15 protein-coding genes are annotated in these 20,420 nt (G+C 57.5%); 7 read left to right on the forward strand and 8 right to left on the reverse strand.

From position 1 onward, the window contains the following. Positions 1–33 precede the first annotated feature (33 nt). The 7 genes from AC4LF3_RS08160 (at position 34) to pepN (ending at position 8,210) form a co-directional block, all read left to right on the forward strand. Positions 34–2,007: a heme lyase CcmF/NrfE family subunit gene (locus AC4LF3_RS08160; RefSeq protein ID WP_010797956.1), complete on the forward strand. Its 1,974-nt coding sequence runs from the start codon at positions 34–36 to the stop codon at positions 2,005–2,007. Continuing rightward, positions 2,004–2,540, forward strand: a complete 537-nt coding sequence (locus AC4LF3_RS08165) for a DsbE family thiol:disulfide interchange protein (protein ID WP_010797957.1) — start codon at positions 2,004–2,006, stop codon at positions 2,538–2,540. Before AC4LF3_RS08160 ends, AC4LF3_RS08165 begins: the two co-directional genes overlap by 4 nt. Beyond that, entirely contained in the window at positions 2,540–3,010 is a 471-nt protein-coding gene (locus tag AC4LF3_RS08170; RefSeq protein WP_037030874.1) for a cytochrome c-type biogenesis protein, read from the forward strand. The genes AC4LF3_RS08165 and AC4LF3_RS08170 overlap by 1 nt, the downstream gene beginning before the upstream one ends. Next, positions 3,010–4,215, forward strand: coding sequence for a c-type cytochrome biogenesis protein CcmI (gene ccmI / locus AC4LF3_RS08175; RefSeq protein WP_010797959.1), 1,206 nt, complete (start codon positions 3,010–3,012; stop codon positions 4,213–4,215). The genes AC4LF3_RS08170 and ccmI overlap by 1 nt, the downstream gene beginning before the upstream one ends. A 122-nt stretch (positions 4,216–4,337) precedes the next feature. Continuing rightward, positions 4,338–4,601, forward strand: coding sequence for a YeaC family protein (locus AC4LF3_RS08180; protein WP_010797960.1), 264 nt, complete (start codon positions 4,338–4,340; stop codon positions 4,599–4,601). 76 nt (positions 4,602–4,677) lie between these two features. Then, complete coding sequence (locus AC4LF3_RS08185) at positions 4,678–5,505, forward strand: DUF2797 domain-containing protein (RefSeq protein WP_434136046.1); 828 nt, start codon at positions 4,678–4,680, stop codon at positions 5,503–5,505. 47 nt (positions 5,506–5,552) lie between these two features. Beyond that, on the forward strand, positions 5,553–8,210 hold the full coding sequence (gene pepN / locus AC4LF3_RS08190; RefSeq protein ID WP_491835063.1) for an aminopeptidase N: 2,658 nt from the start codon (positions 5,553–5,555) through the stop codon (positions 8,208–8,210). Positions 8,211–8,662: 452 nt separating this feature from the next. Here the strand turns inward: pepN and AC4LF3_RS08195 are convergent, their stop codons facing one another. Genes AC4LF3_RS08195 through AC4LF3_RS08230 form a run of 8 tightly spaced genes read right to left on the reverse strand, consistent with a single transcriptional unit; the run spans position 8,663 to position 20,405 of the window. Then, the gene (locus AC4LF3_RS08195; RefSeq protein ID WP_491835064.1) at positions 8,663–12,328 is read right to left on the reverse strand and encodes an AAA family ATPase; all 3,666 of its coding nucleotides are present in this window, start codon (positions 12,326–12,328) and stop codon (positions 8,663–8,665) included. Continuing rightward, positions 12,325–13,563, reverse strand: coding sequence for an exonuclease SbcCD subunit D C-terminal domain-containing protein (locus AC4LF3_RS08200; RefSeq protein WP_491835065.1), 1,239 nt, complete (start codon positions 13,561–13,563; stop codon positions 12,325–12,327). The genes AC4LF3_RS08195 and AC4LF3_RS08200 overlap by 4 nt, the downstream gene beginning before the upstream one ends. 45 nt (positions 13,564–13,608) lie before the next feature. Then, a complete protein-coding gene (locus tag AC4LF3_RS08205; protein ID WP_491835066.1) occupies positions 13,609–15,249 on the reverse strand; it encodes a BatD family protein in 1,641 nt (546 codons plus the stop codon). After that, complete coding sequence (locus AC4LF3_RS08210; protein WP_491836261.1) at positions 15,246–16,979, reverse strand: VWA domain-containing protein; 1,734 nt, start codon at positions 16,977–16,979, stop codon at positions 15,246–15,248. The genes AC4LF3_RS08205 and AC4LF3_RS08210 overlap by 4 nt, the downstream gene beginning before the upstream one ends. After that, the gene (locus AC4LF3_RS08215; RefSeq protein ID WP_491835067.1) at positions 16,979–18,016 is read right to left on the reverse strand and encodes a vWA domain-containing protein; all 1,038 of its coding nucleotides are present in this window, start codon (positions 18,014–18,016) and stop codon (positions 16,979–16,981) included. Before AC4LF3_RS08215 ends, AC4LF3_RS08210 begins: the two co-directional genes overlap by 1 nt. Further along, positions 18,009–18,506 carry a DUF4381 domain-containing protein gene (locus AC4LF3_RS08220; RefSeq protein WP_491835068.1) on the reverse strand — a complete coding sequence of 166 codons (498 nt, stop codon included), beginning with the start codon at positions 18,504–18,506 and terminating at the stop codon, positions 18,009–18,011. The genes AC4LF3_RS08215 and AC4LF3_RS08220 overlap by 8 nt, the downstream gene beginning before the upstream one ends. Beyond that, a complete protein-coding gene (locus AC4LF3_RS08225) occupies positions 18,503–19,441 on the reverse strand; it encodes a DUF58 domain-containing protein (protein WP_491836262.1) in 939 nt (312 codons plus the stop codon). The genes AC4LF3_RS08220 and AC4LF3_RS08225 overlap by 4 nt, the downstream gene beginning before the upstream one ends. Positions 19,442–19,445: 4 nt before the next feature. Beyond that, entirely contained in the window at positions 19,446–20,405 is a 960-nt protein-coding gene (locus AC4LF3_RS08230; protein WP_010797970.1) for an AAA family ATPase, read from the reverse strand. Between the last annotated feature and the right edge of the window lie 15 nt (positions 20,406–20,420).

Genomic DNA, 20,420 nt, shown 5'->3' on the forward strand with positions numbered 1-20,420 from the left:
GCATTTTTGTTTTTAGTGTAATGCGAGAAATTCATGATTCCTGAACTAGGCCACCTGGCTCTGATACTTGCGCTGTGCATGGCTGTGGTCCAGTCGACGTTTCCCTTGCTGGGCACATGGCGAGGCAACCGGCAATGGATGGGGCTTGCGCGGCCGGCGGCCTGGGGACAATTCGCTTTCCTTCTTTTTTCATTTGGCTGCCTGACCTGGTCATTCCTGACGAATGACTTCTCAGTGACCTATGTGGCGGAGAATTCAAACAGTCTATTGCCCTGGTACTACAAATTCAGTGCAGTCTGGGGTGCGCATGAGGGATCGCTGCTGCTATGGGCTCTGATCCTTGGCGGCTGGACGTTTGCTGTTTCCATCTTCTCCCGGCAATTGCCCGAAGACATGCTGACGCGGGTTCTGTCCATCATGGGAATGATCAGCTCAGGTTTCTTGCTGTTCCTGATCATGACGTCCAATCCATTCTCACGCCTGCTGCCCCAGTCGCCTGTGGACGGAAATGACCTGAATCCCTTGTTGCAGGATGTTGGGCTGATTGTGCACCCGCCTATGTTGTATATGGGCTACGTGGGGTTTTCCGTCGCCTTTGCCTTTGCCATCGCAGCCTTGCTGGGCGGGCGTCTGGACGCGGCATGGGCCCGCTGGTCCCGGCCCTGGACGCTGGTGGCCTGGACATTCCTGGGTATCGGTATTGTCCTGGGTTCCTGGTGGTCCTATTACGAGCTGGGTTGGGGTGGCTGGTGGTTCTGGGACCCGGTAGAAAACGCATCATTCATGCCGTGGCTGGTCGGGACAGCACTTATCCATTCGTTGTCCGTCACGGAAAAACGTGGGGTCTTCAAGAGCTGGACGGTATTGCTGGCAATTGCTGCGTTTTCCTTGAGTCTTCTGGGCACGTTCCTGGTTCGCTCAGGCGTGCTGACCTCTGTCCATGCGTTTGCTTCAGATCCTAGCCGCGGGGTGTTTATCCTTGCCTTCCTTCTGGTCGTAGTAGGCAGCTCGTTAACCCTGTTTGCCCTGCGGGCACCTGTCGTTAGAAGTCAGGTTGGATTTGAGCTGTGGTCTCGGGAAACGCTCCTGCTGATCAATAACCTCATTCTGGTCGTAGCGGCGTCCATGATCCTGCTGGGTACGCTGTATCCGCTGGTCATTGATGCACTAAGCGGTGCCAAGCTGTCTGTTGGTCCGCCTTATTTCAATGCCCTGTTTGTACCGCTGATGGTCATACTGATGATTGCACTGGCAATCGGCGTACTGGTGCGCTGGAAGAGCACCCCTGTGCGCTGGTTGCAGGGTCTGCTTATGCCGATACTCATTGTCAGCGTTGTTCTCGGCGTGCTGGCAGCGTTCATGCTGGGCGACTTTCATTGGGCGGTGCTGGCGGCGTGCTCGTTGGCGTCCTGGGTTGTACTGGCTGGCCTTCGCGATCTGCAGGACAAGACGCGCCATAAAGGTTGGCTCAAGGGTATTCGCAGCCTCGGCTGCAGTTACTGGGGGATGCAGGTTGCCCATCTGGGGCTTGCGGTGTCGGCATTAGGGATAGTGCTCTCTACCCAGTTCTCCGCTGAGCGCGACCTGCGCATGGCGCCAGGGGAGTCGGTCGAGCTGGCAGGTTATCACTTCATTTTCGATGGCACTCAGCATTTCGAGGGGCCTAACTTCAAGTCGGACTATGGCACTCTGCGGGTCTCGAAAGGCAATCAGGATGTTGCGGTTCTGCATCCGGAAAAGCGTCTTTATGTAGTACAGCGCTCGGTCATGACCGAGGCAGGCATTGATGCAGGGCTTATGCGTGATTTATACGTGGCGCTTGGTGAGCCGTTGGAAGACGGGGCCTGGGCAGTCCGCATCCATATCAAGCCATTCGTACGCTGGATCTGGCTGGGGGGCGTGCTGATGGCGCTAGGTGGACTACTTTCCATGTCGGACAAACGTTATCGACTCAAGGTGCGCCAGCGTGCCAGTCGGTCCCTGGGGCTCAAGGAGGCGCAGGCATGAAGCGTCGCCTGGTTCTGCTGGTTCCACTCGTCCTTTTTCTCGCCATGGCTGGCTTTTTGTTCAAGGGCCTGTATCTGAATCCATCCGAGCTACCGTCCGCACTGATCGACAAGCCATTGCCGCCATTTTCATTGCCCGCTGTTGACGACCCCGGCCGAACCCTGACTCAGGTTGATTTTCAAGGCAAGCCCGCCTTGGTCAATGTATGGGGCACCTGGTGTGTCGCATGCCGGGAGGAGCATCCCGTTCTGAATACGCTCAAAGAGCAGGGCATCACCATCTACGGCATCAATTACAAGGACGATAATGCCAGCGCATTGAGGTGGCTGAAGGAATTCCACAACCCTTATCAGCTCAACGTTCGCGATGACAAAGGCAGCCTGGGTCTGAACCTGGGTGTATACGGCGCACCAGAAACCTATCTGATCGATAGCAAAGGCGTCATCCGCTACAAGCATGTAGGCATTGTAAGCCAACAGGTGTGGCGTGATGAGCTGGCGCCGCGTTACCGGCAGCTCATGGAGGCGCCATGATCCGCCGGATAGGAGCATCGTTATTATTGCTGTTTATATGGATAGGCGTTGCACAGGCCGCCATCGAAACCTTCGCGTATACAAACGATGCCGAGCGCGAGCGCTTTCAAGCACTGACGCGTGAATTGCGCTGCCCGAAGTGCCAGAACCAGGACCTTGCCGACTCGAATGCACCCATCGCCGCTGATTTGCGAGGAGAGATTCATCGTCTGATGAACGAAGGTAAAAGCGATGAGCAGATCATCAACTATCTGGTGGCGCGATATGGTGAGTTCGTCATGTACAGGCCGCCTGTTGAACAGCGGACCTGGCTGCTCTGGTATGGGCCGGCTGCGTTTTTAATCTTAGGGTTCTGTATCATCCTGATCATCGTGCGACGTCGCCAGCAACAAACCTTGCCATCCAATGCTCCATTGTCTGCCGATGAGCAGGCACGCCTTGCATCACTTCTGAAAAAGAAAGATTCCTGATGATCGATTTCTGGCTCGCCATAGGGCTGCTGCTGCTCGTTGCCTTGGGCTTCCTCCTGATTCCCGCGATACGCCGTCAGCACGTTGCTTCTGGTAAAGACCGTGCCGCCGTCAACGTTGAGCTTTACGAGGAGCGACTGACAGAGCTCTCCCAGCAACACGCTGCAGGCTTGCTGACTGCTGGGCAGTGGGAAGAAGCCCGCTCCGAAGCTGCCCGTGAGCTGCTTTCCGACACTCAGCAGGCAGACACTGACGCCACAAGCGCTAAAGGCGGGCGCGCTGCGCCGTTGATCGTGGCGTTAATCGTTCCGCTCGTTGGACTTGGACTCTACCTGCATTGGGGTGCCAGCGACCGGGTCGAGCTCACTCGCGAGTTCAGCCAGCCGCCGCGCTCCATGGATGAAATGACTTCCCGGCTAGAGCGCGCGGTTGCCGTCCAGCCTGAGTCTTCTGAAGGCTGGTATCTGTTGGGTCGTACCTATATGAGCCAGGAGCGTTTCAGCGAGGCTGCTCATGCGTTTACCCAGGCAGTCCAGCAGGCCGGGCGTCAACCTGAGCTGCTAGGGCAGCTGGCGCAGGCGCAGTATTTTGCGGACGGTAAAGTCTTGACCCCGGAGGTCAAGACGTTGGCTGACGAAGCGCTCAAGGCTAATCCCAAGGAGGTGACTACGCTTGGGCTCCTGGGCATAGCGGCGTTCGAGCAGAAGGATTACGCCAGTGCAATCACTCATTGGCAAACCTTGGTCGATCAGCTGCCTACTGGTGATCCGTCCCGTAAGGCTATTCAAAGTGGTATCGAGCGGGCCCGGCGCTATATGGGCGCTAGCGGCGAAGCTGCATCTTCAGCCAGTGTTACTCAATCAGCTACCCTGAGTGTCACGGTAAGTCTTGATCCAGGCGTGAGCTCACATGTCAAGGCGAGTGATACCGTGTTCGTGTTTGCCCGCGCTGTATCAGGCCCCCCCATGCCATTGGCAGTAAAGCGTCTGACAGTAGCGGACCTGCCTGCCAGGGTATTGCTGAGTGATGCAGATGCGATGATGCCCCAGCTGAAGCTGTCAGGTTTTGATCAGGTTCAGCTGGTTGCGCGTATCTCTCGGCAGGGAAATCCGACGTCAGGTGAGTGGGTTGCGCTTGGCAAGCCGATTGCGGTTAAAGATGCCCAGCCGCAGGAGTTGAAAATAACGCAGCCCGACGCCAAATAGAAGATTTGCATGGCTTCTTGCAGGAGAGGCCATGCCTTGCCGGATGGCTGTGCGCAAGCATTCGCTTCCCGCTACACTTAAGCCTTTATTTGCCGGTATTTCTACTTAGCAGGAGCGGGAGCATGTCCACACCCTTTGCCCAAATGCTCGATAACATCACGCCGGAAATCTACGAGAACCTAAAACGCGCTGTAGAAATCGGTAAATGGCCGGATGGCCGCAAGCTGACGCGCGAGCAGGTCGAGCTCAGTTTGCAGGCAGTCATTGCCTATGAGGCCAGGCATGTCCCGGAGGACCAGCGAGTCGGCTACATGGGACCACAGGAATGCAGTTCAAAGTCCGAGCCGATTCCCAATCTTCTCTTCAAGTCCGACGCGATTCACTGATCTTCGCATCACCGCAGTTCCAAGCGCCGCGGCCCTACAGCCGTGGCGCTTTCATTTTAAAAGGTAGTGCAACACCATGGCAGAGTTAGGGCGCGGCGCGCTAAGCAAGATGACGGTGCGTCTCGGCGAGCCCGTGCAGTATTCGTTTCGCCTGGGCGAAACAGAGGTTCCCGTCAATCCGCTGATTGGCGAAAGAATCCGTCTGGAGTACCTAGGTGAAATCCATTGCACCCATTGTGGCCGCAAGACCAAGAAGAGCTTCGGTCAGGGTTACTGTTATCCCTGTTTTACCTCCCTTGCCCAGTGCGACAGCTGCATGATGAGTCCTGAGAAGTGCCATTTCGAGCATGGCACCTGTCGCGAGCCGGAGTGGGGAGAGTCTTTTTGCATGACGCCCCATATCGTCTACCTGGCCAACTCCTCAGGGCTTAAGGTCGGTATTACACGTGCCAATCAGATACCTACTCGCTGGATCGACCAGGGTGCTCATCAGGCGCTAGCCATCTTGCGTGTGGCTACCCGGCAGCAATCGGGTCTGGTGGAGGACCTTTTTCGTAGCCAGGTAGGAGACCGCACCAACTGGCGCGCTATGCTCAAGGGAGAGGCAGAGCAGGCGGACCTCGCTGCGCTGCGCGACCAGATTCTGGATGCCTGTGCGCAAGGGATGCACGTGCTTCAGGAGCGTTTTGGCCTGCAGGCGATCCAACCAATAGTCGACATGGAGCCGCTTCAGATTCATTATCCGGTTACGGTGTATCCCACCAAGATTGTTAGCCACGATCTGGAGAAGACGCCTGTAGTAGAAGGCACACTGCTTGGTATCAAGGGTCAATACCTGATGTTTGATACCGGGGTCATTAATATTCGCAAATACACAGCTTACCAGCTGGCCGTGCATCATTAAGCCGCCGCGGTACAACCGCCGTCGTGAATTAGCATAAGGGTTACGTCATGCGCACCGAGCAACCGAAGACGATACATCTCAAGGACTATCAGGCCCCTGAGTACCTCATTGACGAGACGCATCTCACGTTCGAGCTGTTCGATGACCATACGCTCGTTCATGCCGAGTTGCATATGCGGCGTAACCCTGACCGAGGCGCCGGTCTGCCACCCCTTGTTTTACAGGGGGAAGAGCTTGAGCTGTTGAGCCTGTCGGTCAATGCCGAGCCCCAGACGCCTAATGAGTATCAGGTCGAGTCCGATCACCTGACGATCCAGCCCTGTGGCAACAACTTCACTCTCAGCACCACTGTACGCATCCATCCGGAAACCAATACGGCGCTGGAAGGCCTGTATACCTCTGGCAAGATGTTCTGTACGCAGTGCGAGGCCGAGGGTTTCCGCAAGATCACCTACTACCTCGACCGCCCGGATGTGATGAGCGTATTTACCACAACCATCAAGGCGGACAAGGTCAAGTATCCGATCCTGCTTTCCAATGGCAATCCGATTGCCAACGGTGAGGAAGAGGGCGGACGTCACTGGGCGACCTGGGAAGATCCCTTCAAGAAGCCGTCCTACCTGTTCGCGCTGGTAGCCGGTGATCTCTGGTGTATTGAGGATACGTATACCACGGGAAGCGGACGCGACGTAGCCCTGCGGATCTATGTGGAGCCGGAAAACATCGGCAAGCTGCAGCATGCCATGGACAGCCTCAAGCGCTCCATGCGCTGGGATGAGGAAGTCTATGGCCGTGAATACGATCTGGATATTTTCATGATCGTTGCGGTGAACGACTTCAACATGGGCGCCATGGAAAACAAAGGGCTGAACATTTTCAATTCCAGCGCTGTTCTGGCAAGCCCGGACACTGCCACAGACGCCGCGCATCAGCGGGTCGAGGCTATCGTTGCCCATGAATACTTCCATAACTGGTCGGGTAACCGTGTCACTTGCCGTGACTGGTTCCAGCTGTCCCTGAAGGAAGGCTTCACCGTATTCCGTGATGCCGGATTCTCCTCCGACATGAACTCGGAAACAGTCAAGCGTATCGAGGACGTGGCTTTTCTGCGGACCAATCAGTTCGCAGAGGACGCCGGTCCGATGGCACACCCGGTGCGCCCGGATTCCTTTATCGAGATCTCCAACTTCTACACCCTGACTGTCTATGAAAAGGGTGCTGAGGTGGTGCGTATGCTGCACACCCTGTTAGGTGCAGATGGTTTCCGCAAGGGGACCGATCTGTACTTCGAGCGCCATGATGGCCAGGCGGTCACGGTCGAGGATTTCGTCAAGGCCTTGGAGGATGCTAACGGCGTCGACTTCACTCAGTTCAAACGCTGGTACAGCCAGTCCGGTACACCGCGTCTGGAGGTGGCTGAAGCCTTTGATGAACAGGCCAAGACCTATACGCTGACCTTCCGCCAGAGCTGCCCGCCAACCCCTGGCCAGCCCACCAAGGAGCCCTTCGTAATTCCGGTCAAGTTAGGGCTGTTGGGAGGGCAAGGGCAAGAACTGCCGCTACGCCTTGCTGGTGAGACGGAAGACGCTGTAACAGATCGCGTGATTGCCGTAACCGAGGCTGAGCAGTCCTTTACGTTCGAAGGTATTACGGAAAAACCGCTGCCCTCATTGCTGCGCGGATTTTCCGCACCGGTCAAGCTTAGCTTCCCCTATACGCGTGAGCAGCTGATGTTCCTCATGCAGCACGATTCCGACGGGTTCAATCGTTGGGATGCTGGTCAGCAACTGGCTGTACAGGTCTTGCAGGAGCTGATCGTTCAACAGCAGAAGGGTGAGGTGATGGTACTCGATCAACGTCTTGTCGAGGCGCTGCGCACGGTACTGGAGGACGAGCGCCTGGATCAGGCTATGGTGGCAGAAATGCTGGCGCTTCCAACGGAGGCGTATCTGGTCGAGCTGTCTGAGGTCGCCGATATCGATGCTATCCATGCTGCCCGTGACTTCGCTCGTGATGAGTTGGTTAAGGCGTTGTATGAGCCGCTGTGGAAGCGCTATCAGGCGAACCGCGAAACCTCACGCAATACGCCGTATGTTGCCCAGGCGGATCATATTGCCCGCCGCAGTTTGCAGAACATCGCACTAGGCTATCTCATGATGAGCCGCAAGCCGGAAGTAGTTGCAGCGGCTCAGGAGCAGTTCGACAACTGTGACAACATGACGGAACGCCTGGCGGCGCTGTCAGCCTTGGTAAACTCCGACTTCGAGGCGGAGAAGACCGAGGTGCTGGAGCGCTTTGCCGAGTGCTACAAGAATGATCCGCTGGTTATGGACTCCTGGTTCAGTGTGCAGGCGGCCAGTTACCGTCCGGGTGGTTTAGACCGCGTCAAGGCATTGATGGGGCATCCTGCCTTTACCTTGAAGAACCCCAACAAGGTTCGTGCACTTATCGGCGCCTTCGCCAACCAGAACCTGATCAATTTCCATCAAAAAGACGGCAGCGGTTATCGCTTCCTGGCTGATCAGATCATTACGCTCAATGCCTTGAATCCGCAGATTGCATCCCGCCTGCTAACGCCGTTGACCCGCTGGCGCAAGTACGATGAAACCCGCCAGCAACTCATGCGTGGGGAACTGGAGCGGATCATGGCAAGCGGTCAGCTCTCGAGCGATGTGTATGAGGTGGTAAGCAAGAGCCTGGCATAACGTAAATGCTTGGGTAGCAGGCCTGAAGGATGGGCCTGCTACTTCCGGCTGATGCCTATAAGTGATGAGCAGGCGGACGCTTGCCGTGACAGTGCGGGCGAGTTCGCTACCGCTTGCACGCTTCTGCCATAAGTGATGTTTATTCTTTCCTGGCATTCTGGTCGCGCGGACTTTCCCTGGTGTCGCTCCATAACGCCTGGGTATCGACATGAGATACCTTTGCGCCAATCGGCGTACAGCTGACCCGTCAGCGGGGCTGATTGCAATCTGTTCGAAACCGCAAAAACCTGTAGGACATATGTGTAAGAAACATTTCCTAAAGGAATCGTGCTTCAGTCACTGCTCCCGGATGTGCGCCCAGCGGATAGCCAGACGTTTGAAAAAATAAAACGATCACGAGTGGCGCTCGGTTCGTGTGAGCGCCACTGGACGGTGATGCCCGGCAGCATGGCTTAGTCAATAAAGCGAGGCATCGGCCCCTGGATTCTTAACGTACTCAATCCGTTGCCCTGTTTGCATACCTGCACCTGGACAGGAATACGCTCATGCATTTCCTGGACATGGGAAATGACAGCAACCTTGCGGCCTTGAGCTTGAAGTCCGTCTAATGCGTCCATGGCAAGCTGTAGCGAATCAGGGTCAAGGCTGCCAAAGCCCTCATCAATAAACAGCGACTCGATCTTCAGGTTAGTTGACGCCATAGAGGCGAGACCGAGGGCCAGTGCCAGCGAAACGAGAAATGTTTCTCCACCGGACAGAGAATGTACCGAGCGCAGCTCATCGCCCATTTCGGTATCCATAACCAAGAGCCCTAGCGCACTGCCGCCTCGCTTGAGCCGATAGCGGCGGACCAGCTGCTGGAGTTGAGCATTGGCATGATGGATCAGCAGATCCAGATTGTAGCCTTGAGCAATCTTGCGGAAGGTATGACCATCGGCAGAGCCGATCAGCTCGTCCAGTCTGGCCCAGCGAAGGTACTCCGCGCGGGCGCTCTCGATCGCGTTCAGCAACTCAGCGCTTTGTGTGCGCCGACGGTTGTCTTCAGCGATTTCAGCCCGTAGTTCGGCATGGCGTTCCTGAGAGGCCTGGTTGAGTTGGCTCAGCTCTGTCCAGCGCTGCTCCAGTGTCTCCTGCTCAGGAAGGTCGGCCCGCTCGGTCCGGTGGGCTGCCAGACGGTTTTCACGCTCTTGAACGACCACGTCAGCCTCATTGACAGCCCGTTCCAGGGTCTGCATCTGCCGGCGCAAGGCAGTGTGCTCACGGTCATCAATACCCAGCAGTCGAGTCAGCAGTGTCTCGTCAAGCGTACTGTGCTGGGCCCGCCAGGCCTCAAGCTCGACGAGAAGTAGACCATGTGCGGAGTCCAGCTTTTGCGCTTCGCCTCGCTTGAGTTCAACAGTATGGCGTAATTGCTCATGGCTCAGATTGGCCTCACTCCAGGCTTCCCTGGCTTGACTCTCTGCTTGGCGTGCCTGTTCAACGGATTGGTTCAATGCCTGTTGCCAGGCATGGGGGCTGGCATGTTCACCCAATGTTGTCTGAAGGCGCAGCTGACCACTCGTCAATTGTTCTTCCAGTGTTGCCAGCAGATTGGAAAGCTTTTCGTGCTGCTGAAGTCTGGTCTGCTGTTGATAACGCTCACGTTCGAGGTCGGACGTACAGGTCGTCAATGTCTTTTCCAGCTCCTGTTTGCGTAGCAGGTGATGGTGTCGAGCTTCTATGAGTGCTTCCAAGCGCGTAAACGTAGGCTGGGGCTGCTGTTGCCAATGTTCCAGCCAGGGTGCAGGCAGTAGTGCAGTGAGTTCAGCCAGCTCCTGAGCGTGTCGAAGCTCATCCTGCTGGATGGCTTTCAGGTGTTCTTCCAACTCCCATGCGGCCTGCTGGCTACGCTCGCGGGCGGTTTGCCAACGCTCCTGTAAGCCATCGATTTTTTGCTGATGATTCAATAGGAACTGCAGGCGCGTTTCTTCGGTCTGGATGCGCTTGCTGAGTGCTGTCAATTGTTCGTTCAGCCAGAAAGAGCGATGCTCCTCAGGTTGGGCGAGAAGTGTCTTGCCTTCCGGGTGGCCTCGCAGCTGCTCATGTATTCCCAACTGCTGTGCGGTCAGCTGTTCTTCTTGCTGCTTGAGATCCTTGAGTCGTTCATTCAGACCGGCAACAGCGCTTCGTAGACCAATCAGGCGTTCGTACAGCTGTTGCACATGTAGTCGAGCCTGCTCTTCTTCCCGAGCTTCATGGGAGGCTATAGCCTTTGCCAGAACACTCTCCTGATGAAAAGGATGCTCCTGGCTACCGCACACAGGGCAGGGCTCGCCCTCTACGAGTTGGGCACGCAGCTTTTCCACGCTTACGCTACGCATCAGCCGTTGCCGCTCAAGCACGGCAAGGGTGAGCTTGAGGTCGCGCTCGGCTTCGGCGTGCTCTGCAGCGGCGCGCTTACCCTCGGCTATGGTGTGGGCCCGCTCCTGCAAGAGCGCTGTCTGCTTTTCCTGATTACTGAGCCAATAGCCTTCGAGCTCTTCTCCTTGTTGCCAGAGATAGATGAGTCGTTCCAGTGAGCTGAGCAAGGGGCGGCTGGCCTGTTGCTGTTGCGTCAGCGCCTGGATTTGCTCGCTCAGGTTGCCTTCCGCGCCGGATTCCTGCTGGAGCGTCTGGATGGCTGTCTGATAAGTATCGGCCTCTTCCTGGGCTTTTTTTACAGCAGCCTGTAACTGGGGAATGCGCAGGCGGGATCCCGCCAAGCGCTCGCCGAGCTGCAGGTTCTGCTGAAGGCGAGGTCGGTAGGCTGACCAGGCATCACATAATGCTGACAGTGCCTCGCTTGTCTGAAGCTCTGTGGCTATCTGCTCCAGTGCCTGACGTTGCTCCACCTCGGTAGTTGCCAAGGCATTGATCCTTGCCAGGGATTCGCGTTGAAACGAGTCCTCTTGACGCCACGCCTCGCGGGTCTGCTGGACGTCGAGCTTGAGGCGGCTGAGGTCGTTCTCTTCTTGAAAAGCCTGTTGCAGTGAATCGGCACTTTGATGCAGGGCTTCTTCCGCGGTTTGGCGACGGGTTTGAGCGTGCTGTTGGCGTTCTGTCAACTCGTCCAGGCGTTGTTCAAGCGCTTGTTTCTGCTGTTCAAGTTGTATGAGGTGGGCCGTCAGCTGGCCCATGTCATGCTCAAGCTGCGCCTTCTGCTGATAGCGATGACGCTGTGGTAGCAACTGATCAAGCCAATGAAGCGTCTGGCGCGCCTCTTTATACTCATCGTGTTGCTGCCGCACTGTTGTACGCGCTGTCTGGGCCTGAGCAAGTTCCTGCTCCAATCGCTTCAAATCCCTTAACCAGCGCCGCTGCTGTTCGACCTCACCAAGCTCGGCCTGAATGCGGGTCAAGGCTTCCAGCGTGCTCTGGCATTGGGTTTCGAGTGCTGTGCGGCCAGCGTCGTCTAGGGGGCGGATACCACCTGCTTGCTGTTCCAGTTGATCAAGGGACTGCCGAGCCTGTTTCACCCGTTCGAAGGCGCGTCGGCCAAGCTGGCTATAGATCGCAGTATCGGTCAGTTTTTCCAAGAGTTCGCTGCGGCCGTTGTCGTCCGCTTTCAGAAAGGCGCTGAACTCGCTTTGCGCCAGTAGCACTGCGCGGGTGAACTGTTCAAAGGTAAGGCCCAGGCGCTGCTCAAGCTGGGTTTTGAATTCGGCTTTCTTGTCGGCTGCCAACAGCTGCTGCGTGTCCAGGTTCCGCAGGCTCTGGCGGCTGGGCTGAAGTTTTCCATCCGCTCTGTCTCGAGCGCGATTGGCTTCCCAGCGTGCACGGTAGCGATAACCGTCGATACCCAGGAAGTCCACTTCAGCATAGCCTGCACCGCTACCGCGGCGAAGAAGGGTACGTGGATCGCCTGTAGCAATTTCGTTATCGCCGTCTGGCACCTTGGCTTCCTTGCGCACATTGCTAAGGCGTGGCACTTCACCAAACAGCCCTAGCGAAAGGGCATCCAGCAGTGTGCTCTTGCCTGAACCGGTTGGGCCGGTAATGGCAAACAGGCCGGTGCTGGCAAGAGGTTCAGCGGTGAAGTCCAGCTCATGCGGGCCGGCAAGAGAGGCGAGGTTTTTCAGGCGAACGGCCAGAATCTTCATGCCTGTTCTCCCAGTGCGATGTCTTCAAGCAACTGGGCAAAATCGTCCAGTGTGGACGATTCTGGCATTTGCCCATAGGTATCCTGCCAGGCACGGCTGAAAAGCTCTTGTGGCGTCAGTTGCTCCAGCGCCACCAGCTCCGGCGACTCGCTGGAAGTACTGACGGCTCCCGCGTATTGCACGCCGATCCGTACGAGGCGCAGCGATTTTCTTTCAAGAGCAGACTCCAGCCGCTGCCGTAGATCGGGTTGGGGTGCGTCGAGTATGACTCTGACTTCGAGCCAGGGAGCCAGGTGGCTTCCGGGTGTATTGAAGAGGTCGATTTCGGATTGGCTTTTGAGATGCTCAAGGATATCTGCCAGTGGTGCAGGGCCCAGGCGCACCATGTCCACGGCTCGCGGGATCCGAATGCTCTCGACAGTCTTGAGCGCTTCTCCTTCGAACTGAACATCAAGAATCTGGTGAGGATAGTCCACTTCCGCGAACGAGAGGGGAAGGGGAGATCCGCTGTACCGGATACGCTCCTGCTTGGCTACCTTTTGCGGCTTATGCAAATGACCCAATGCCACGTAGGCAATGCTTGGTGGAAACAGAGAGGCAGGTTGAGCTTCGGCATTACCAACAATAATATTGCGCTCTGAATCCTCCGATACCTGGCCTCCCGCCAAGTGTGCGTGGCTCATGGCAATAAGGGCCTGGCCTGGTGTGCGACGTGTTTCAGCGTGGGCAATCAGCTCTGCGTGTACCTTGGCGATACCCTCCATATAGGTACCATCACTTCCCCCCGTTACTTCTGCCGGTCGTAAAAAAGGCAGGGCTAGGCACCAGGCTCTGATCGCGCCGTTTGCATCGGTAAGCGGAACCATTAGCCGCCTGGCATCCAGCGAGCCGTCATCCAGCCAGAGCACTCGCCCTAACGCATGGGTCCGCAGGCTGCGCATGAGCGGAGCGGGGAGTTCGATCCGGGCTCCAGAGTCATGGTTGCCTGCAATCATCACCACCGTTAGCGTAGGAAGCGCCAGGTGTGCCTGTACGATAAAGTCATAGAGGCGCTCCTGCGCCTTGACCGGCGGGTTGATCGTGTCGAAGACGTCGCCAGCGATGAGCAGGGCGTCGGGGCGGCGTGCCTTGAGTTGTGCCAACAGCCAATCGAGAAAACAGGCGTGTTCGAAGTCGCGATCCTGACCATGAAGGGTCTGGCCAAGATGCCAGTCGGAAGTATGAAGAATGCGCATGGTATTCCTGTTCAGGCGTGTGGTCGAGGCGTTGCGCCCGGACCATCAGCGCGGGTATAGCGGTGGCAGTGAGCCAGGCTCCTGTTGTACGGGCTGCGTAGAGGGTGGTAAAGCCTGGAACGCCTGCCACAGTGTCTCGCCTTGCCAGTGCTGTCCGCTTTCGCTGTAAAGCGCGCCGTTAAGGTCATCCAGAGCGACAGAAAGCGGATCGAAGCGGGCTGCCATTTCTGCCAGGGTTTCTGGCTGTTGTCGAGCCCAGGCATCGAGCGCCTGACGCGTGGCATGCGGATCGTTAGCCTGGCAGGCGCGTCGCAAATCATCGAGCAGCGTGCGTGGGCTCGGGCCGGCAGGAGCCATTTTAATAATGGCGGGCAGTTGGCGGGCTCGCCACCATAGCCCGAAACCCAACAGTGTGGTCAGAAGCAGAATAAAACTGGCCAGCTGCCATGGCCAGAGAAGTAGTCGCTTCCCGTTCACACTGGTAGAGGCCTGCCCTGGGGACGGTGGCATTAGGGTCGGGTCGGCAGCGACAGTAAGGGTATGGGCAGGTAGCTGTGTACGCTCAAGTTGGTCGGTCCGAGTGTTCCACCAGACAACTTCCAGAGCAGGTAGAGTGATGTCGCCGCTCCGGTTGGGTACGAGCGCCTCCCGCTCCTCGCGACTGCCGACCAGGCTTTGATCCTGCACGTCGTTGGTCAGCTTGGCCTGGTCTGGATAGCGGCGAAGCCCGTCTACAATCGGCTGCGGCAGAGGCGGCAGCTGTGCACTGGACAGGCCTTCTGCCTTGAGAAGAAGGTGGCGTGTTAATACGGCGCCCTGGCGCGCTTCTTCCGGCTGGGGATTCCACGCTTCGCTCAGCTCGATATGACGTGCCGGTAGCCAGGGTGCGTCAGCAGGATAATCGGCAGGCTTGGCTTTGACCTGAATGGGAATCTCGCTGGTATCCACGCGTATTACCCGACCCGGCCTTGAGCTGAACGGAGACGACTGCTGACCACTGGTTGAGGTATCAACCGCCGTGGCACTGAACGACAGGCTGGGAATGCGTAATGGACCGCTTTGCTGCGGAAAAATGGCATAGCGGATCTCGATAACACCATGTCTCACGCCGCCAATGGTCTGCTCATACGTCCTGGGCTCTCCCAAAGGCTCGACGCGCGCTGATGGCATGCTCAGCGTACTGAGGTTACTGTCATCGTAAAGCGGTACGGAGTGGAGGATGCGTAGCGTCAGGACCAGCTGCGCCTGCACATAAGCGGTTTCCTGATCCACCGTAGCATCGATAAAGACCGGCTCCAGGTTTTGAGCGCTGGGGGTAAGTGTCGAAGTTTCGTTGACATGCAGCGTAATCGGCTGGCTTCGCACCCCACTCAGGGTCAGCGGGGGAATCACTACGATTCCGCGCTGCCGCGGTTGAAGCGTTACGATCCAGCGGGTGATAGGCTCGCTTTGATCGGGACCCGCACTCAACTGGTTGATCTGGCGTGTGCCGAGAATATCGAACTGGGGCTCCAGAGGAGACAGATCCGGTTTGCCGAAAAGCGTCGGATCGCTTGATTCGAGGACAAGCTCGAAGGTCTCGCCAGGTACGAGTTGGGTATGGTCCACGCGAGCCGTAAAGTCTGCCCCCCAGCCAGGCAGACTGACCAGCAGAAGCAGGGTGAGCGCAATACGGACTAGGCTCATGGTGTTCTATTTTCCTGTTTTTGTTGCTGCTGATGCCAGAACTTGCGGCGTAACAGCTCTGCGGGATCGTCTGGTATTTCCCTTAGCCATTGTTCCAGTGACTGCCTGCGTTCCTCGCTCAGTACGTTCGAGTGAGGCTGAGACAGAAGGTCGTCGTTCTCTTCCTCGGTCTCGACGGCCTCGCTATCGCTGGCTTCGCCTGAGGTTTGGCCAACGGGCTGCCCTGATTCGTCATGGTTCGACGCAGCCCTTGGCTCATCAGTGGCGTCACTGTTTTGCGGTGAGGGTTGGGCTTGGGTGTCGGACTGACTGTGCTGGTCGTCACTTCCTGCTTCATTAGGCGTGGCGTCCTGAGCGGTTGCCTGTTCCTGTTGCTGTTTGAGCAAGGCTTCTATTAGGGCTCTGTTATGGAGGGCCTCGGGAAAATTGCTTTGCAGCCTGAGTGCTTGGTCATAAGCGTCCAGCGCGCCAGTCAATTGACCGGCTTTGGCCAGGGCGTTAGCGCGGTTGTAGTGATCTACCGCACTGTTGCCCTGGGCAAAGGTTTTGGCAGCCTCTTCATATTGACCTGCTTCGTATTGGGCGACACCACGCCATTCACGATTCTCGAACCGTCGAGCGGCTTCGTCAGGACGTTGCGCTTCAAGCAAACGGGCGCCTTGCTGATCCTTGCGCAACCAGAGATCTTCGAACGCAAACGCGTGAGCGGGAGGTGGCATGACAAACAGCAAAAGCGGTATACACAAGAGCCAGCCTTTTCGCCCTGCGCATGCAGCCAGAATCAGCACGGGGATAAGCAGCCAGTAGCCTTGGTCGACCCAGGCATCCAGGCGTACCTGTTCCTGTCGCTCGGCTACGGTGTCCGGTGTGTCGAGCAGACCCAACGCGCGGAGGTCACGCTCATCAGGCTGTTGGCGCTGATACTGCGCACCCACCGATTGAGCGAAGCGGAGCAAGGTAGCCTCATCCAGGCGTGACAGCAGAATATTACCCTGATTGTCGGTCAGATAGCCGCCTTCTTCTCGCGCCATCGGCGCACCTTCAAGTGTCCCCATACCCAGCATAAGCAAGGGAACCCTATAGCTGGATAGCGCTTCACGTATGCCTTTCTGTTCCTGGTTGCTGAGCTGGCTGGTTATTAGTAGGACTCGTCCTCCTGTACCGCTGCCTTGCCGGAGTAGCTGCAGTGCCTGGCGTACCGCTAAATCCGCACGCTCGCCGGCTTCTGGCATGATCGCCGGACGCACGGCTTCCAGCAGGCTTTGTGCCGTATGCAGGTCGTTGGTCAGCGGGACCAGGACATGACTGCTGCCGGCATAGACGACAATGGCAGTTTCAGCATCCCGACGAGCCGCCAACAGGTCCAGAATGGTGTGCTGGGCCTGAATCAGGCGAGAAGGGGAAACGTCCGAAGCCAGCATGTCCGGCGTCATGTCGAGCACGATAACCAGCGGATCGGTACGTGTGTAAGCCGGCTGCTCGGCGCGTTGCCAGCTGGGGCCGCTCAATGCCAGGATTGCCAGTGCAGCGCCAAGACCAAACAGTAACAACGGCAGGCGTTGGGTATCTCTGGATGGCGTGGTCAGCAGCCATTCGTGAAATGCCGTTGGCAAAAGCCGTTGCCAATGTCCTACGCGACGCGGACGATGCCACAGCTTCCAGAGGAGCCAGAGCAGCACGGGGAATGCTAGAAGCCAGAGAGGACGCGACAGGTGTGGAATCAGCGACATCATGTCTGCCTCCTCCCGCGCGCCTGTGCGTAGGCACGCAGCCGGGGAATACGCCGCCAGGGTTTCGGCCAGATATGCAAGGCAGCGGCGATCAGGCTGGTCAGAAGGGCAAGACTCAGTGGCCAGTAAAAGAGCGCTTTGGCTGGACGTACACGGGTGGGCTGTTGTGCAATCGGCTCGAAGCTGTTGAGTTCATTCGAGATGGCGGACAGCTCTTCCTGCGAATGGGCACGGAAATAGCGGCCTCCGGTTTCCTTGGCAATGGCTTTTAATGTGTCCTCATCCAGATCCAGGCTGCTGAAACCGAATAGGCTCGAGAGACTGGCCTGTTGTGGGTCGGCACCAATCCCGATGGCATAGATCCGTACATGCTCTTCGGCGGCCAGGCGAGCAGCGATCAGTGGATCGACGCGGCCACCGTTATTGGCGCCATCCGTAATCAAGACCATGACTCGACTATTTTCCGGACGCATCCTCAAATGCTTTACCGCCAGGCCAATGGCGTCACCGATAGCGGTGTTCTTGCCTGCAATACCTACCAGGGCCTCATCGAGCAGGGCATGGACCGTCCGGCGATCAAAGGTGAGCGGCGCCTGCACATAAGCTTGCGAACCAAAGAGGATAAGACCGATGCGATCACCCGTGCGGCCTTCGATAAAATCGCCGATCAGATGCTTTACCAGGGTGAGGCGGCTGATGTCTTCTCCCTTCCAGGTCATGTCGGGATAATCCATGGAGCCAGACACGTCAACGGCCAGCAAGATGTCTCTGCCACTGGTAGGAAGCGGAAGGGGTGAACCCACCCATTGGGGACGAGCTGTTGCTGCCAGAAGCAGCACCCAGATCAATACAAACGGCAACTGCCGCTTCAGGGCAGGCAGACGTGTATGGGCGCGGTGTCCTACAAGGTGCTCAAGTTCTTTCAGAAAACTGACCTTGAGTGCTGACTCCTGGCTTTGCGCAGGCGGCAATATCAGCCTGGCCACCCAGGGCAAGGGTGCCAGGAAAAATATCCACGGCCAGGCAAATTCAAACATGTTTGCGAATCCATATGCTGATCGCGGCGTAAAGGCCATCGATGGTCTTGTCGTCCAACCGGCAGTCCGGGCGATAAGCGCCTTCTACCAAGACCATCCAGCGTGTCAGGCCAGCTGCCGTACACCGGGTGTCGAGAAAGGCCAGCCAGGCGCGCCCGCTCAATGTCTGGCAGTGGCTGTCGGGATAGCGGGTCATGCACAGCCGTTTGAGCAGGGCATTGAGACTTTGCAGCCAGGGTCCGGCGGATTCGCCATAGGGACGGGGCATTTGTGCCAGCTCAAGCAGTGCCGCCCGGCGAGGCCTCTCCAGTTGCTCTTCTTCTGAAACAGGCTGCTCCACAGACGTCTGGCGCCGATGCCGCCATACCATGAATGCTGCAGCAGGTACCGCCACTAACATGACCAGCGCTATCCACCAGCCGGGTGCCAACGGCCAGAACGAAACGGGCTCGGGCCTGACTAGAGGGGCCAATTGATCGAGCGGGTTCATTGCTGGTAGCCAGGCTGATGCTGGTGCAGATGCTTACGCAGCTGCTCAATCAGGTCGTGGGAAGTAGAAAGCGGAAGCAGCGGGATACCCAGTCGCTGGCTTAGGCGTGTCCAGCGCTCCCGACGCTGCTTTGCCTGCTGCAGGTAGGCGTTCGACAGCGTGCCGTTCAGGGTGTCGATTTCAAGCTCGGTGTCGTGCTGGGCGAAGCGAAGAAATCCGGCTGCTGGCAAACGGTGGTCCAGCGGATCGGAGACCGGTAACAGAACCAGGTCCGTATGGCGAGACGCCAGGGCCAGTTGCTGCTCCGCGGCCTCGCTCAGGCTACGCTCATCGCATAGGATCAATGCCATGCTGCCTGGACGCAGTACTTCACGTGCGCGCCGCAGCACCAATGAAAAGGCGTCGCTCGGAAGTTTGGGTTCGGTCTGGTCCATAAGAGTGTGATTGGCCTTGATCAGATGATCGAACAACCTCAGCAGGTTTTGCTTGCTGCGCCGGGGACGCACGTCGTGAAAGCCGTCATCACCAAAAACCATGCCGCCAATGCGGTCACTGTGACCCAGCACGGACCAGCCAATTAGGGCAGCTGCCTGTGCCACCAATACCGATTTGAACACGCGCTCCGAGCCAAAGAACAAGCGCTGGCTCTGTTCAATCAGCAGATAGACAGGGCGCTCACGCTCCTCATGAAACAGCTTGGTATGTGGCTCGCGGCTTCTGGCGGTCACACGCCAGTCAATGGTGCGGACGTCGTCGCCTGGTTGATACACCCGTACCTGATCGAAGTCCACGCCGCGACCCCGCAGGCGTGAATGGTGAACGCCAATGAGCGGGCTGCGTCGCCCGGCGGCCGCGAACAGTTTGACCTCTGGAACGCGGTGTCTCATGTCGATCAGCTCGGTCAGGCTGATACTGACGCTGCGCGGCGTGCCCATGGTGCTATGCAACGGCCACGACGTCGAGAATACGTTGCACAACGCGATCATGGTCGACGCCGGCCGCTTCGGCCTCGAAGGAGAGGATTATGCGGTGTCGCAGAACGTCGAACAGTACCGCCTGGATGTCTTCCGGACTGACGAAATCCCGCCCCGCAAGCCAGGCATGTGCGCGAGAGCAACGATCCAGCGCGATGGAGCCCCGCGGACTCGACCCATAGCTTAGCCACTGTGCCAGTTCGGCATCGAAGCGTGCCGGTGTCCGTGTCGCCATTATGAGCTGGACAAGATACTCCTCGACCGCGTCGGCCATGTACAGCGAAACAACCTCCCGTCTGGCCGCAAAGATAGCCTCCTGCGTCACCTGATTAGGCGCCTTAGTTTCCCCGTGTAATGCCTCGCCTCGTGCCTGCGCCAGGATCCGTCGTTCAACGCTGGCATCCGGGTAACCAATCTTGACATGCATGAGGAACCGGTCGAGCTGGGCCTCCGGCAGCGGGTAGGTTCCTTCCTGCTCGATAGGATTTTGTGTAGCCATGACCAGGAACAACGGCGGTAGGTCATAGGTGGTGCGGCCAATACTGACCTGGCGCTCCGCCATGGCTTCCAGCAGGGCGGACTGTACCTTGGCCGGTGCTCGGTTGATCTCGTCTGCCAACACGAGATGGTGAAAGATAGGGCCGCGCTGGAATTCGAAGTTACCGCTGTCGGCTCGATAGATCTCGGTACCGGTAATGTCGGCCGGTAATAGGTCCGGAGTGAACTGGATGCGATGAAACTCGGCTTCCAGTCCGTCGGCGAGATCTTTGATTGCCTTGGTTTTCGCAAGTCCGGGAGCGCCTTCTACAAGAAGATGCCCGTCGGCGAGCAGTGCGATCAACAAACGCTCGATAAGCTTTTCCTGGCCCAGGATCTGGCTGGACAGGTAATTGCGTAGCGAGATCAGCGCTTCACGGTGTTCCATTAATACTTCCTGGAA

The sequence above is a fragment of the Pseudomonas sp. C2.3V genome (assembly GCF_058536325.1).

Excerpts from the sequence above, each read along its gene's own strand:
- AC4LF3_RS08210 (WP_491836261.1), bottom strand. The coding sequence starts at position 16,979 with ATGTCGCTGATTCCACACCTGTCGCGTCCTCTCTGGCTTCTAGCATTC.
- AC4LF3_RS08220 (WP_491835068.1), bottom strand. The coding sequence starts at position 18,506 with ATGAACCCGCTCGATCAATTGGCCCCTCTAGTCAGGCCCGAGCCCGTT.
- AC4LF3_RS08200 (WP_491835065.1), bottom strand. The coding sequence starts at position 13,563 with ATGCGCATTCTTCATACTTCCGACTGGCATCTTGGCCAGACCCTTCAT.
- ccmI (WP_010797959.1), top strand. The coding sequence starts at position 3,010 with ATGATCGATTTCTGGCTCGCCATAGGGCTGCTGCTGCTCGTTGCCTTG.
- AC4LF3_RS08205 (WP_491835066.1), bottom strand. The coding sequence starts at position 15,249 with ATGAGCCTAGTCCGTATTGCGCTCACCCTGCTTCTGCTGGTCAGTCTG.
- pepN (WP_491835063.1), top strand. The coding sequence starts at position 5,553 with ATGCGCACCGAGCAACCGAAGACGATACATCTCAAGGACTATCAGGCC.
- AC4LF3_RS08180 (WP_010797960.1), top strand. The coding sequence starts at position 4,338 with ATGTCCACACCCTTTGCCCAAATGCTCGATAACATCACGCCGGAAATC.
- AC4LF3_RS08230 (WP_010797970.1), bottom strand. The coding sequence starts at position 20,405 with ATGGAACACCGTGAAGCGCTGATCTCGCTACGCAATTACCTGTCCAGC.
- AC4LF3_RS08195 (WP_491835064.1), bottom strand. The coding sequence starts at position 12,328 with ATGAAGATTCTGGCCGTTCGCCTGAAAAACCTCGCCTCTCTTGCCGGC.
- AC4LF3_RS08185 (WP_434136046.1), top strand. The coding sequence starts at position 4,678 with ATGGCAGAGTTAGGGCGCGGCGCGCTAAGCAAGATGACGGTGCGTCTC.
- AC4LF3_RS08215 (WP_491835067.1), bottom strand. The coding sequence starts at position 18,016 with ATGTTTGAATTTGCCTGGCCGTGGATATTTTTCCTGGCACCCTTGCCC.
- AC4LF3_RS08225 (WP_491836262.1), bottom strand. The coding sequence starts at position 19,441 with ATGGGCACGCCGCGCAGCGTCAGTATCAGCCTGACCGAGCTGATCGAC.
- AC4LF3_RS08160 (WP_010797956.1), top strand. The coding sequence starts at position 34 with ATGATTCCTGAACTAGGCCACCTGGCTCTGATACTTGCGCTGTGCATG.
- AC4LF3_RS08165 (WP_010797957.1), top strand. The coding sequence starts at position 2,004 with ATGAAGCGTCGCCTGGTTCTGCTGGTTCCACTCGTCCTTTTTCTCGCC.